A 14,141-nucleotide genomic window follows, 5' to 3' on the forward strand; every position below is an offset into this window, starting at 1 on the left:
CGACGATTCTTGACCAACACCATACTTGACCAAACACACGCAAACTGCATTGAATGAAGGCATGGACAGGGGAATGCAGTTGGCACCAGGACACGGAGCGGGAGCACGCACCGCTGCCCGACGAGACGACGAGAGCGGCCGCGAAACCGGGACTCACCGCGCCCAGCGGCGTCGGACGCGCCTGAACGGCCCGCGCCTGCGCGAGGTCGGGGCCGGCGCCGTCGGGCTGGCCGTCGCCGTCATCACCCTGCTGACTCTCGTGACGGTCGCACGACGGGGCAGCGACACTGCTGACACCGCCCGGCCGGACGACGTCATCCTCCTCGCTCTCGCCTGGATGGGCGTCCTGCTCGCCGCGTGGCTCGCGCTCGGGTGCCTGTTCGCCGTCGCCTCCCTCCTTCCGGGTGCAGCAGGACGGGTGGCCCGCGAGGTCGCCGACCGGGTCACCCCGACCGCGGTGCGCAAGGTGCTGACCCTCGTCCTCGGCGCCTCGGTCGGCTCGGTGGCCCTGCCCCCGGCGCCCGTCTCGAGTGCCGGCTCCGCTCCGACGGCACGCGGCGCCGGTGTTCAGACGTCGTCCGCCGAACGGGCCTCCGCACCGGACCTGACGCCCGGCTACACACCCACCGAGCTGACGCCCGGTTACACACCGTCCGCCGGGTCCGCCGGGTCCGCCGGGTCCGCCGGGTCCGCGGGGGCGGCTGGGTCTGCCAGCCCGACCCCGTCGTCCCACTCGCGGCCCGCCGACCTTCCCGGGCTCCCCGTCGAACCGGGCTACTCCCCCACCCCGGGCACGCAGCAGGGCATCGCCGCACCTGCGTCCCCGAGGCCGCCAGACGAGCCCGGCTACCTCCCGACGCAGCCCGTGCCGGTGCTCGACGCGGACCGGTCCCAGCTCATGGCCCCGCCCCCGCGTCCCGCCGCGTCGGCCCACGACCTCGTCACCGTGCGCCGTGGCGACTCGCTCTGGACGATCGCCGCCCGACACCTCGGTCCGGACGCCTCCGACGCACAGATCTCCCGCGAGTGGCCGAGGTGGTATGCCGCCAACCGCGACGTCGTGGGTGAGGACCCGGACGTCATCCTGCCGGGAGTGCAGCTGCGTCCGCCCTCGAGCGCCCCGTCAGGGCCGGGCACCCCTGAGTCCCGCGCAGCCGTGCCCCGACCGTCCAGCGCCCCCGTCGGCGCCGGCGACGGCGTCCCGGCAGAGCAGGGAGCCCGGTGATGACGCGAGCGACCACCCCACCCGGCCAGACCGGCACCTCCACCCGCGACGGCTTCACCGTCCGGCGCATCCCCCAGACGGCGCCTCGGATCATCAGCGCCGACGAGGCCTGGCACGGGGAGCCGCCCTACGCCCAGGACGCCCTCGCCCTCGACTTCTTCGGCGCGCGCGACGACGAGGACTTCGGCCGGCAGCCGACCCGCACGAGCCTGCTCCCCGAGCCGGCACCGCTCGTGGGACGCCTCGCACAGGCCATCGTCGAGGTCGTCTCGGGCCAGCGTCCCGCGCCCCAGCTCATCCGGCACACGGCGCCGACGATCTACTCGGTCATCGCCAGGCAGGCCATGGTCGCCGGCCGACGTCGCACCCCCGGCCCACGCCGCTCGGCGGTCGTGCGTCGCGTGCGCGTGTGCGAGCCGGCCGACGGCATCGTCGAGGCCTGCGCCGTCGTCGTGTCCCACGGGCGAGTCCGGGCCCTGGCCCTGCGGCTCGAGGGCCTCGACGGGCGGTGGCTCGTCACGGCGCTCACCATCGGCTGACCGCGCGCGTCATCGGAAGTCGCGCACCCGGCATACGCCCTTGGGTGTGCAGACGGCCCGGGCTCCCTCAGGGGCCCGGGCCGTCGTGCGTCGCTGCGTCAGCGGCGCTTGCGCTTGACCTTCTTGCCGCGACGGTCGGCCTTGCGCTCGACCGTCTGCTGGCCGCCGGTCTCGACGGCGCGGCCGTCCTCGCCGGGGGCGGTGTAGTGCAGGGCAGCCGGTCGCTGCGACTCGGGGTCGAGGTCGACGCCGGAGACGCGCACGCCGGCGCCGAACGGGCGGCGTCCAGCGACCTCAGCCTCCTCGTCCGTCTCGCCGTTGAGGGCGGCACCGGTCGCGTCGTCGGCCACGTGACCGGCGGCGGCGAGCCCGCCGACCAGGTCCCCGACCGACATCGGCGCGGCGCCGACGGGAGCGGCGGCGGCCTCGGGCAGCTGCACCTCGACGGAGAAGAGGTGACTCACCGACTCCTCCTTGATGGCCTCCATCATCGCCTCGAAGAGCTGGTAGCCCTCGCGCTGGTACTCGATGAGCGGGTCGCGCTGGGCCATGGCCCGCAGGCCGATGCCCTCCTGGAGGTAGTCCATCTCGTAGAGGTGCTCGCGCCACTTGCGGTCCAGGACCGACAGGACGACCCGGCGCTCGACCTCGCGCATCGTCTCCGCGCCGAGCATCTCCTCACGCTGGTCGTACGCGTGGTGGGCGTCGGACATCAGCTGCTCGCGGAGCAGGTCCGCGGTGATGGCCTGGCGACCGCCCGCCATGTCCTCGACCGCCTCGATGGTGACCGAGACGGGGTAGACCTGGCGCATCGCGTCCCAGAGCTTCTCGAGGTCCCAGTCGGCCGCGAAGCCCTCGGCCGTGGCCGCGTCGACGTAGGAGCCGACGACGTCGTTGACGAACAGACGCAGCTGCTCGTGGAGGTCCTCCCCCTCGAGCACCGCGCGGCGCTCGTCGTAGATGACCTGGCGCTGGCGGTTCATGACGTCGTCGTACTTGAGGACGTTCTTGCGGATCTCGTAGTTCTGCGCCTCGACCGAGCCCTGGGCCTTCTGGATCGAGTTCGTGACCATCTTGGACTCGATCGGCACGTTGTCCTCCATGCCGGCGGTCTGCATGAAGCGGTCGACGAGCCCGGCGTTGAACAGGCGCATGAGGTCGTCGTTGAGCGAGAGGTAGAAGCGCGACTCACCCGGGTCACCCTGGCGGCCGGAACGACCGCGGAGCTGGTTGTCGATGCGGCGCGACTCGTGGCGCTCGGTGCCGAGGACGTAGAGGCYGCCGAGCTCGGTGACCTCCTCGTGCTCGGCCGCGACGTCGCGCTCGGCCGTGGCGAGCGCCTCGTCCCACGCGGCTTCGTACTCCTCCGGCGTCTCGTGCGGGTCGAGCCCGCGACGCTTCAGCTCGGCGACGGCCCGGAACTCGGAGTTGCCGCCGAGCATGATGTCGGTGCCTCGACCGGCCATGTTCGTCGCGACGGTGACGGCGCCCTTGCGGCCCGCGTCGGCGACGATCGCGGCCTCGCGCTCGTGCTGCTTGGCGTTGAGGACCTCGTGCTTGATGCCGCGCTTCTTCAGCTGCTGCGAGAGGTACTCGCTCTTCTCGACCGACACGGTGCCGACGAGGACGGGCTGGCCGACGGCGTACTTGTCGGCGATGTCGTCGACGACGGCGTCGTACTTGGCGACCTCGGTCCGGTAGACGAGGTCGGCCTGGTCCTTGCGGACCATCGGGCGGTTCGTCGGGATCGGGATGACGCCGAGCTTGTAGATCGAGTTGAGCTCGGCGGCCTCGGTCTGGGCCGTGCCCGTCATGCCCGAGAGCTTGGCGTACATGCGGAAGTAGTTCTGCAGGGTGATCGTGGCGAGCGTCTGGTTCTCGTTCTTGATCTCGACGCCCTCCTTCGCCTCGATGGCCTGGTGCATGCCTTCGTTGTAGCGGCGGCCCGGGAGCATGCGGCCCGTGTGCTCGTCGACGATGAGGATCTCGCCGTTCATGACGACGTAGTCCTTGTCCTTCTTGAACAGCTCCTTGGCCTTGATGGAGTTGTTGAGGTAGCCGATGAGCGGCGTGTTGACCGTGTCGTAGAGGTTGTCGATGCCGAGGAGGTCCTCGACGCGCGCGATGCCGGACTCGAGGACGCCGACGGTGCGCTTCTTCTCGTCGACCTCGTAGTCGCCGCGTCCGTCCTCGCCGCGATTGAGGCGGGCCGCGATGCGGGCGAACTCGACGTACCACTTCGTCGCGAGGTCGGCCGGGCCGGAGATGATGAGCGGCGTGCGCGCCTCGTCGATGAGGATCGAGTCGACCTCGTCGACGATGCAGAAGTTGTGGCCGCGCTGGACGAGCTCGGCGGGGTCCCACGCCATGTTGTCGCGGAGGTAGTCGAAGCCGAACTCGTTGTTCGTGCCGTACGTGATGTCCTTGGCGTACTCGGCGCGCCGCTGCTCGGGCGTCATCGAGGCGAGGATGCAGCCGGTCTCCATGCCGAGGGCTCGGTGGACGCGGCCCATGAGCTCGGACTGGTACTCGGCGAGGAAGTCGTTGACCGTGATGACGTGGACGCCCTTGCCCGACAGGGCGTTGAGGTAGCTCGGGAGCGTCGCGACGAGGGTCTTGCCCTCACCGGTCTTCATCTCGGCGACGTTGCCCATGTGCAGCGCGGCGCCGCCCATGACCTGGACGTCGAAGTGCCGCTTGCCGAGGGTGCGCTTGCTCGCCTCGCGGACGGCGGCGAACGCCTCCGGCAGCAGCATGTCGAGGGTCTCGCCCTTGTCGAGGCGCTCGCGGAAACCCTTGGTCTCGTCGCGCAGCTCCTCGTCGGTGAGCTTCTCGAAGTCGGCCTCGAGGGCGTTGACCTGCTTGGCGATGCCCTGGAGCTTCTTCAGGGTCCGGCCTTCGCCGGCGCGAAGCAGCTTCTCGATGACGGCCATCTGGTGATCTCACTCCCGACTGAACGTGTGGACTCGCCCGGTGGGCGGGCTCCATCGCCCGTGATGGGTCACGGGACCCGCCTAGGCTAGCCGCCTTCCGGACACAACGACCAACGCATCGGCGCGCGGCCCGGTTCCGACACCGTGGGCGACCCGGTCCGCGCCGGTGCCCGAGGGCGTATGCCGGGTGTCCCGGGACGCGCTCAGCCGCCCGCGGCGGCGCCCGTCGGGTCGACGGCCTGGTCGACACCCTGGTCGACGGCCCGGTCGACGGGCAGGTCGACGCGACCGAGGCCGAGCCAGGCGGCCATCGACTCGAGGTTGGCGAGCAGGGCCGGCCGCGCCTCGGCGGGCGCCCCGGGTTCCCACGTGACGCGGTGGCAGCGCAGCACGCCGGCGACGCGGTCGGCCTTGAGGTCGCACCGGGCCACGAGGGCGTCTCCGTGGAGGAAGGGCAGGACGTAGTAGCCGTGGACGCGCTTCTCGACCGGCGTGTAGATCTCGATGCGGTAGTGGAAGTCCCAGAGGGCGTGGATGCGCTCGCGCTGCCAGACGAGCGAGTCGAAGGGGCTGAGCAGGGCCTCGGCATGGACACGTCGCGGCAGCCGGGCCTCGGCGTGCAGCCAGGCCGGCTTCCAGCCCGGCACGGTGACCGGGATGAGCTCGCCGTCGGCGACGAGGCGGGCGATGGCCGGGCGGGCGTCCTCGCGCCTGATCCGGAAGTAGTCGGCCAGGCACAGCTCGGTGCCGACGCCGTGCGCGCGGGCGGCGATGCGGACGAGCTCGAGGTAGCGGTCGGGATCGGCCTCCGGTCCGGGACGGTCGGCCCAGGCCCCGCGCAGCGGCGGCGGCGCGGTGGCCGCGAGTGCGGCATACCGGCGCTCGAACTGAGACGTGCGCCCTGCCGAGCTGATCTGTCCGGCCCAGAAGAGGTACTCGAGGGCCTGCTTGACGTCGGACCAGTTCCAGCCCCAGTGGTCGGTGCGCCGGGGCTGGTCGTGCGCGAGGGCGACCTCGACGTCGCGCGCGGTCATCGGGCCGCGGGCCTCGACCTCGGCCCGGACGAGGTCGACGTAGTCGGGGCGCTCCTCGAGGATGCGTCGCATGCCGCCCCACGCCTTCTCGGCGGCCGCGCGCATGCGGAAGTCGAGCAGCGGCCACGTCGACGGCGGGACGAGGCTCGCCTCGTGGGCCCAGTACTCGACGAGGCGTCTCGGGGCCCGGTCGCGGGCCCGGTCGAGCAGCGCCGGGTCGTAGGGCCCCAGCCGGGAGAAGAACGGGAGGTACTGGCTGCGGGCGAGCACGTTGACACTGTCGATCTGGACGACCCCGACGCGGTCGACGACGCGCTGGACGTGGCGCATCGTCGCGGTGAAGGGCTCGGGGCGGGGGTCGAGGAAGCCCTGGGCGGCGATGGCGGTGCGGCGCGCCTGCGCCCGCGTCATCCGACGCGCGGCAACGGTCATGGACGGTGCTCCTGGGCGTCTCGGCCCGGTCGGTCGTGGTGGTCGTGGTGCTCTCGGTCGGTCGGCGTCAGTCGGCGTCAGTCGGCGTCAGTCGGCGTCAGTCGGGGTCGATGAGCCGCTGGCGGACGGCATACATCGCCGCCTCCATGCGCGAGTGCATCTGCAGCTTGTCGAGGATGTTGCGGATGTGGTTGCGCACGGTGTTCTCGGAGATGAACAGCTCGGCGCCGATCTCACGGTTCAGCTTGCCCTTGGCGACGCTGCGGAGGATCTCGAGCTCGCGGTGGGTCAGCCGCGGCAGCTCCAGCCCCGGCGTGGGCGCGGGCGGCACGTCCTTCTGGCTGATCGCCTTGAACTCCTCCAGCAGCTTGGACGCCATGAGGGGCGAGAGGAGCGACTGGCCCTGGAAGACGCTGCGGATGCCGGCCGCCACCTCCTCGGGAGGCACGTCCTTGAGGAGGTAGCCGTTGGCCCCCGCTCGGACGGCCTCGAAGAGATTGGCCTCGTCGTCGGAGCTCGTCAGCATGAGGATGCGCGCCGAGGGCACCCGCTGCTTGATGACCCGGCACGCGTCGATGCCTCCGCGCTTGGGCATGCCGACGTCCATGACGATGACGTCGGGGAGGATCTCCTCGGCCTGGTCGACCGCCTCGATCCCGTCGGCCGCCTCACCGACGACCTCGATGCCGTCCTCCGTCGACAGGACGGTCTGCAGGCCCCGACGGTAGAGGGCGTGGTCGTCGACGATGAGGACACGGATGACGTCGGGGGGTGGGTTCACGCCTCCATCTTGGCCCAGACCACGGACACGCCGCCCGGTAGACGGCCCGCGTCGGCGCGGCGCGGTCCGGACGCCCGTCGGGGCGCCCCCTGGACGGGGACGCCCCGACGCCGTCGACGTCCGGGGAGCAGGGGATCAGCCCGTGGCGGCGACGGCGGCGTCCGCGTCGGTCTCGAGGTGCAGCACCCCGTAGCTCCAGCCGCGGCGCCGGTAGACCACGCTCGGGCGATCGGTGTCTGCGTCGTGGAAGAGGAAGAAGTCGTGTCCGACGAGCTCCATCTGGTTGACCGCGTCCTCGAGCGACATGGGCGCGGCCGTGTGGATCTTCTCGCGGACCTCGATGGGTGAGTTGCCGAGCGCACCGAAGCGCTCGAGGTCGTCGACCCGACCGTCACCGGCGTCGCCGGCTGCGGAGTCGTCGGGAGCCGCGCCGTTCGCCGAGGCGTCGATGCGGGCGGTCGCCTGCGCGACCGATTCGGGGATGCGTCGTCCGCGACTGACCTTGCGCTTGTCGTGCACCCGCCTGAGGCGGTCCATGAGCTTGTCCACGGCCGCGTCGAGAGCGGCGTACTTGTCGTCGAGACAAGCCTCCGCCCGGATCACGGGACCCTTGGCGTGGCACGTGATCTCGACCTTCTCGGACCCGCGGGCGACCCGCTCGTGGGTGACGACGACGTCGATGCGGTGCACCTTGGGCGCGAGCGCGGGCACCTTGGCCAGTCGCTCGTCGAGCTGCTCACGGAATCGGTCGGGGATCTGGACGTGGCGTCCAGTGACGACGATCTCCACGGTTCCTCCTTGATCGCGCACGTCTTCTTCGTGCGGGCAGTGAGAGTGTTTCCGGGCCTCTGGTCACCTAGGACGGGCCCGCGGTCGACGCGGCACCACCCCTTCCTGTCGATCTCGTCCCCGAGGGCGGCCGGCAGGCCGTTCCCGGTGGGACGGGGGTCCATGACTCGACACTACTGGGGCCGCGCGCCCACTGGAAGGCGTGCCGGACATCCCCCGGCAACATCACAGACACGGTGCCCGCCAGGGCCTCCCCGGACGTCACGGGTCAGCCGCGGGTCCGCTGGGTGGCGGCCATCGAGGCGCCCACGACGGACCCGGCACCGGCAGCGCGCAGCGCCCGGGTGGCCTCGGCGAAGGTGGCCCCCGTGGTTACGACGTCGTCGACGAGCAGGCATCGTCGGCCCCGGATCACGCTGTGCCACAAGGGGATCACTGACAGGGCCCCGGCAAGGTTGCCGCGGCGCTCGACCGTCCCCAGTCCCGACTGGTCCTCCACGCGCCGCACATGACGCAGGGCAGGGGCGACCCGGAGCGCCGGGCCGGGTCGCCCGACGAGCTGTGCGACCGCTGCCTCGCACAGGCCCGTCATCGGCGTGTCGCCGCGCTCGCGGACGGCGCGTCGCGACGAGGGGGCCGGCACGACGAGCACGACCCCGGCGTCCCAGCCGACGCCGGCCAGCGCCGCGTCGAGYGACACGGCGAGGAGGGGCACGAGGACGGCCTCGAGGTCGCGCCGGCCGGCGTCCTTCCACGCGGACACGGCCGCGCGGAGCGGGTCGGCGTAGACGCCCCAGGCATGCACTGGCGGCATGCCCTCCGGGACGGGATGCGGCACGACCCAGGGTCCGCCGCCGTGCACGCGGGCGTGGCCCTGCACCGCGGGCGTATGCGTCGAGTGACCGCCGGGGTCACGCGGGGCCGGTGGCCCGAAGGCCAGGCCCTCGAGCGCACGTGTGCACCGAGCACACCAGACGGCACCCGGACGGAGGCATCCACCGCACTCCCGCGGGAGGACGAGGTCGACGAGGTCGCTGTCGCGCACCGTGGCCGCGCCGACCGCGAGGGCGGCCCCGATCGCCCGCCCGAGGTCCCCGACCCCGCGCCCCGCGCGCCTCTCGCGCTGCGGCGGGCCCGCCAGCCCTGACCCGCGACGCCCTCGCACGCCCCCATCCCACCTCACGGCGGCGTGAGGGTCGAGACCTGAGGCCGTCACTGGGGACGACGGCCGTCGGGCGTGCAGGGGTGTGGACGGTCGGACCGGCGGCGCTCAGCCGCCGGGGACGAGGACGTCGCTGCCGCGCTCGATGAGGGGCCAGTTCGAGCCTGCCCTGGCGAGCACCCGGTTGTCGCTCGTGACGATGATGATGCCGCGCGGGCCGCCGACGGTCGTGATGGTCACGGCTCCGGGGACCGCGCCGAGCCGCGCTGCGCCCGTCCGTGTGCCGTCGACGCCCGCACCGATCGTCGCCAGCCACGCCCGCATCGGGTCACCCTGGCGCTCCTGGCCCAGGACGGCGTACCCGACCGGGTCGAGCCAGGTGACGTCCTGGATGCGGGTCAGCGACTGGGCCTGGCGCAGCGGTTGCGCGAGCGCCTGCGGCTCGCCGTTCGTCGCGCGGACGATGCCGCTGAGACCGAGCTGCTCGTCGCCTCCCGACCGGTCGGTCGTGACGATGAGCACGCGGGTGGCGTCCGCGGCCACGGCGATGGCCTTGACCCGGCGGTCCCCCAGCCACGGCGTGCTGATCGGCTTCGGGGCGGAGTCAGGGTCGCTCGAGACGGAGTCGAGCACGTAGACCCGGTCGTCGCCGTGCTCGTCGCTGCCGGCGATCCACAGGTAGCCGTCGGCGTCGTAGACCGGGCGGATGAGTGACGTCGCGAAGGAGGTGACCGTCCTCGGCTGCTCGGTCGCTCGCCAGATCGACAGGTCACGCCCGTTGGCCGACACCGCCGCCACCTGCTTGCTGTCGACGGCGAGCGCGAGGCTGCGCCACGTGTCGGGGATGCGCGCGATGTCGCCGTCCTTGGGCTTGAGGTCGGGCCGCTTCGCGTCCTTCGTGTCGGGGACGTAGCGCGGGTCGAAGCGCCTCATGGCATCTCCCGTGCGCAGCTGCGCCGTGTCGAGGAAGGTCTTGGGGACGACGTCGTAGCCGAGCTCGGCCGCGGACGACACCGTGGTCACGCCGCCGGGCAGCTCGAGCTGGGTGCTGTCGACGGCGAGGGACACCGAGCTCACCGACGAGATCTGGCTCAACGTCTTGGTCAGCTGGGCCCACATCGCGGCGCGACCGGCCGGGTCGGCCGACAGCGCCTCGCTGCTGAGGTTGACCTGGGCCCTGCCGTTCGTCACCGGGACGGCGTTGACGGCCAGCCGGGTGCCCGTGGGCACGCCCGTGGCGACGGCGCCCGCGAGGTGGCCGGGCACGGCGCTCAACTGAGCCCGCGCCAGGGTCGTGGCCAGACGGGACCCGATCGGGAACCACCGCGAGTCCGGCACGAGGTCGCGCCCGGTGCGCGTCACGTAGTGGACGACCCGGTTGACGTAGACGCGGTTGAACTGGTCGTTGTCGAGCCACAGCCCGAAGCCGGTCTTGGGCAGCTCCACGCGCCACTCGCCGCCCACCTTCGTCAGGCCGAGGGTCACCTTCTCCCGGGTGCCGGGCGGCTGCTCGACGTAGCGGCCGTCCGGGGTCAGCCTGGCCAGGGCGTCGGCGCTCACCTCGACGGTGTCGTCGGTGAGCCGGCGCAGCGTGAGGTCACCGTCGTAGACGACGACGTCCTCGCTCGACCATCGCCAGAGGTCGACCGACTGCGGCGTGAGGAACAACTGCCCGGTGGCATGGGTCTCGTCGGTGTCCTCGCCCGCCCGGAGGAACCCCCGGACGACAGCCTCCTGGCTCGCCCCGTCGAACGGGCCGACGGCCACGACGCGGACCGGCTCGTTGAGCACCTCGCCCAGCGCGCGCCCTTCGACGACCGGGCCGGTGGCGGGCAGGCCACCGCACGCCGCGAGGGCGGTGGAGGCGGCGAGCAGCAGCGCCGCGAGACCACGGGCTCTCACGGGGCGCGCTCCACGACGATGCGTCGCAGCCGCAGCGTGTCGTCGTCGGCCGGGCGGCCGGCGTCCGAGGACCCGTCGCCGCCGGCAGGGCCGGTCGAGTCGTCCCCTCCGGCCGCGCGGGCGCGGGCGGCCTCCGCCGCGAGCGGGCTGAGCGGCAGGGGCGAGCTCGTGATCGTCGCATCGGCCTGGCGCGGCAGGGTGAGGCGGAAGCACGACCCCTCTCCCCGTGCTCCCCAGGCCTCGAGGCGGCCGGCGTGCAGCCGGGCGTCCTCGAGCGCGATGGCGAGTCCGAGGCCGGTGCCCCCGGTCGTGCGGGCCCGGGCGGGGTCCGCACGCCAGAAACGGGTGAAGACGAGCGCCGCCTCGCCCGGCCGGAGCCCGACGCCGTGATCGCGCACCGTCACGGCGACGGCGGAGTCGTTGGACCCGATCGTCACCTCGACGGGCTTGCCCTCGCCGTGCTCGACGGCGTTGGACACGAGGTTGCGCAGGATGCGCTCGATGCGGCGCGAGTCCATGTCGGCGACGACGGCGCTCGAGGGTGCGTTGACGACGAGCTGGGTGCCCTTGCGGGCGGCGAGGGTGCGGTGCGCGTCGACGGCCCRCTCGACGCAGGCACGCAGGTCGCTCGCCTCGACCTCGAGCACGGCCGCACCGGCGTCGAACCGCGAGATCTCGAGGAGGTCGCTGAGCAGCGACTCGAAGCGGTCGAGCTCGCCGCGGAGCAGCTCGGCCGAGCGGGCGACCGTCGGCTCGAAGTCGTGCCGGGAGTCGTGGATGAGGTCACCGGCCATGCGGATCGTCGTGAGCGGCGTGCGCAGCTCGTGCGAGACGTCCGAGACGAACCGCTGCTGCACGCGCGAGAGGTTCTCGAGCTGGGCGATCTGCTGCTGGATCGAGGCGGCCATCCCGTTGAAGGATGTGCCGAGGCGTGCGAGGTCGTCCTCGCCCTTCGCCTGCATGCGCTCGTTGAGGTTGCCCTCGGCGAAGCGCTCGGCGACGGAGGCGGCGCGACGCACCGGGTCGGCGACGAGGCGCGTCACGACGAAGGCGATGGCACCGATGAGCAGGATGAGGGCGGCACCGCCGAAGAGGAAGGTCTGCCCGATGAAGCTGATGATCTCGCGCTCACGGTCCATCGGGTAGATGAAGTAGAGGCCGTAGTTGCCCGCCACGGGGAGCACGACCTTCTGGCCGACGATGACGGCGGAGATGGTGTCGTTGCCCTCCTCGATCGTCGCGACCTGGAGGTGCTGGCGGTCGGGCTGGGCCGCGACCTGCTGGCGCAGCTCGTCGGGGATGAACCGGACGCCGACGCTGCCGCTCTCGACCGTCCTGACGATGAACGGCGACGTGTTGTCGTCGAACCGCGTCAGCACGACGTAGCGCGTCTCGTTGCCCGCGTCGCGCCGGTAGGTGTTGATGAGCGTCGTCGCGAACTGGGTCAGCTTCTCCTGCGTGTCCGTCTGGTCGGTCGAGTCGAACTGTCCCTGGGCGTCGGTCGCGTCGCGCAGGCTGTCCTCCGACGCGATGCGCTGGCGGCTGTCGACGAGCCCCTGGGCGATCGAGCCGTAGAGGTAGGTGCCCACCGCGGTGAGCACGAGGATGCCGAGGAGCATCGTCACGACGACGACGCGGAAGCCGAGGGAGGCCCGCCACAGGTGGAGCAGCCGGCGCCAGGCCCGGCGCAACGCCGCACCGGCCCGCGAGGCCAGCCCCGCGGGTCCGCTTCGGGCCGCGCGCTCCGTCATGTCAGGACGGGCCGGCCTTGTAACCGACGCCACGGACGGTCACGACGATCTCGGGCCGTTCGGGGTCGTGCTCGATCTTGGAGCGCAGTCGCTGGACGTGGACGTTGACGAGGCGGGTGTCACCCGCGTGGCGGTAGCCCCACACCTGCTCGAGGAGCACCTCGCGGGTGAAGACCTGCCAGGGCTTGCGCGCCAGCGCGACGAGCAGGTCGAACTCGAGCGGCGTCAGGGACAGTGACTCGCCGTCGCGCTTGACGGAGTGGCCCGCCACGTCGATCTCGAGGTCGCCGATCGACAGCTTCTCGGGCGCGGGCTCATCGCCGCGGCGCAGCCGGGCTCGGACGCGGGCGATGAGCTCCTGCGGCTTGAAGGGCTTGACGACGTAGTCGTCGGCGCCGGACTCGAGCCCCACGACGACGTCGACGGTGTCGGTGCGGGCGGTGAGCATGACGATGGGCACCCCGCTCTCGGCACGGATGCGACGGCAGACCTCCATGCCGTCGAGCCCCGGGAGCATGACGTCGAGCAGCACGAGGTCGGGCCGCGACTCACGGAAGGCACCGACCGCCTCGGAGCCGTCGGCCACGTGCGTGACCTCGAGCCCCTCGTTGCGCAGCACGATCCCGAGCATCTCGGCGAGTGCGAGGTCGTCGTCGACGACCAGTACCCGACCCTTCACGACACACTCCTTCCCGGGACCGCGGACCACGCGCCCCGTACGTCCTGACCAAATCATCACACACGCCTGACGACCTGCTGACCCAAGCGAGTCGTGACCGGGCGCCGCATGCCGTCCGCGCACCCTCCGCGAGCACGTGACGGGAGCGGGCCACGCGGCATACGGCTCGGGACACGGCGAAGGGCCCCGACGGTGTAGGGCCCCCTCGTGGAGCGGTGCGGCGTCAGGCCGTCAGCTCTGCGTGACGTACCACTTGCCGCCGATCTTGACGGCCTTGAAGCTCGAGACGACGTCGGCGGCGAGCGCCGGCTCGGTCGTGACGCTCTCGAAGGTGGCGTTGTTGCCGTTGACCGTGGCGCCGCTGATCTTCAGGCCCTGGAAGGCCGCCCCGAGCTCCTTGATCTGGTCGAGCATCGGCGTGATGGTCTTGCCGCAGGCCGCGGCGGCCCCGGGGATGCTCGAGATCGCCTTGCCTCCCGTGGCCATGAGCGCGCACACCGTGTTGCCGTCCCCGGCGACCATGGCGCCGAGCCACGAGGTCATCGCAGCCTCGGGCGTCGCCTGGTCGACAGGACCGGCCGTCGCGCTCGTCGTGCCCGTGTCGGTGGCGCCGGTGTCGTCGGTCGTGCCCGACGACATCGCGTCCGACGGCGTGGTCGCGCTCGAGGTCGAGCCGGCCGGAGTCGGTGTCGCTGCCGGGTCGACGGACTTCGAGCAGGCGGCGAGCGAGACGGAGAGGGCCAGTGGGAGTGCACCGGTCAGGAGCTTCTTCATGGAGGGTCCCTGCCAGACGGGTGGTCGGTGAGTCTCCCGATCCTCCCACGGGAGGGCCGCCCGGGAGCGTCGAGGAGCACGGCAGGAGCGGTTCGCGCGACCAGCCGCGCCGCGTGCCAATCCGCCCAAAAGCCCCCGTC

At 72.2% G+C, this 14,141-nt stretch carries 11 protein-coding genes; 2 read left to right on the forward strand and 9 right to left on the reverse strand.

From position 1 onward, the window contains the following. The first annotated feature begins 73 nt into the window (after nucleotides 1–73). Together AB4Y83_RS02780 and AB4Y83_RS02785 are read left to right on the forward strand one after the other, a co-directional pair. Nucleotides 74–1,225, forward strand: a complete 1,152-nt coding sequence (locus AB4Y83_RS02780) for a LysM peptidoglycan-binding domain-containing protein (protein ID WP_442295964.1) — start codon at nucleotides 74–76, stop codon at nucleotides 1,223–1,225. Next, nucleotides 1,225–1,764: an Rv3235 family protein gene (locus tag AB4Y83_RS02785; protein ID WP_442275028.1), complete on the forward strand. Its 540-nt coding sequence runs from the start codon at nucleotides 1,225–1,227 to the stop codon at nucleotides 1,762–1,764. Before AB4Y83_RS02780 ends, AB4Y83_RS02785 begins: the two co-directional genes overlap by 1 nt. A 98-nt stretch (nucleotides 1,765–1,862) precedes the next feature. Here AB4Y83_RS02785 and secA read toward each other — a convergent pair whose 3' ends face one another. From secA to AB4Y83_RS02830, 9 genes are all read right to left on the reverse strand, one after another. Beyond that, on the reverse strand, nucleotides 1,863–4,697 hold the full coding sequence (secA, locus tag AB4Y83_RS02790; RefSeq protein WP_442295965.1) for a preprotein translocase subunit SecA: 2,835 nt from the start codon (nucleotides 4,695–4,697) through the stop codon (nucleotides 1,863–1,865). A 203-nt stretch (nucleotides 4,698–4,900) separates the two neighbouring features. Continuing rightward, nucleotides 4,901–6,163, reverse strand: a complete 1,263-nt coding sequence (locus AB4Y83_RS02795; RefSeq protein WP_442275030.1) for a winged helix-turn-helix domain-containing protein — start codon at nucleotides 6,161–6,163, stop codon at nucleotides 4,901–4,903. Between the two features lie 97 nt (nucleotides 6,164–6,260). Next, complete coding sequence (locus AB4Y83_RS02800; RefSeq protein WP_020142999.1) at nucleotides 6,261–6,944, reverse strand: response regulator; 684 nt, start codon at nucleotides 6,942–6,944, stop codon at nucleotides 6,261–6,263. Between the two features lie 135 nt (nucleotides 6,945–7,079). Continuing rightward, nucleotides 7,080–7,733 carry a ribosome hibernation-promoting factor, HPF/YfiA family gene (hpf, locus tag AB4Y83_RS02805; RefSeq protein ID WP_020143000.1) on the reverse strand — a complete coding sequence of 218 codons (654 nt, stop codon included), beginning with the start codon at nucleotides 7,731–7,733 and terminating at the stop codon, nucleotides 7,080–7,082. A 268-nt stretch (nucleotides 7,734–8,001) separates the two neighbouring features. After that, the gene (locus AB4Y83_RS02810; RefSeq protein ID WP_442295966.1) at nucleotides 8,002–8,898 is read right to left on the reverse strand and encodes a ComF family protein; all 897 of its coding nucleotides are present in this window, start codon (nucleotides 8,896–8,898) and stop codon (nucleotides 8,002–8,004) included. A 105-nt stretch (nucleotides 8,899–9,003) separates the two neighbouring features. After that, nucleotides 9,004–10,797: a GerMN domain-containing protein gene (locus AB4Y83_RS02815; protein WP_442275032.1), complete on the reverse strand. Its 1,794-nt coding sequence runs from the start codon at nucleotides 10,795–10,797 to the stop codon at nucleotides 9,004–9,006. Continuing rightward, nucleotides 10,794–12,548, reverse strand: coding sequence for an MtrAB system histidine kinase MtrB (mtrB, locus tag AB4Y83_RS02820; protein ID WP_442295967.1), 1,755 nt, complete (start codon nucleotides 12,546–12,548; stop codon nucleotides 10,794–10,796). Before mtrB ends, AB4Y83_RS02815 begins: the two co-directional genes overlap by 4 nt. A 1-nt stretch (nucleotide 12,549) precedes the next feature. Beyond that, nucleotides 12,550–13,227 (reverse strand): MtrAB system response regulator MtrA, encoded by a 678-nt coding sequence (gene mtrA / locus AB4Y83_RS02825; protein ID WP_020143004.1) that lies wholly within the window; start codon nucleotides 13,225–13,227, stop codon nucleotides 12,550–12,552. Nucleotides 13,228–13,458: 231 nt separating this feature from the next. Then, complete coding sequence (locus tag AB4Y83_RS02830) at nucleotides 13,459–14,001, reverse strand: hypothetical protein (protein WP_442295968.1); 543 nt, start codon at nucleotides 13,999–14,001, stop codon at nucleotides 13,459–13,461. Between the last annotated feature and the right edge of the window lie 140 nt (nucleotides 14,002–14,141).

It is taken from the genome of Terrabacter sp. RAF57 (assembly GCF_052113925.1).
In the GTDB taxonomy this organism is placed as follows: Bacteria; Actinomycetota; Actinomycetes; order Actinomycetales; family Dermatophilaceae; genus Terrabacter.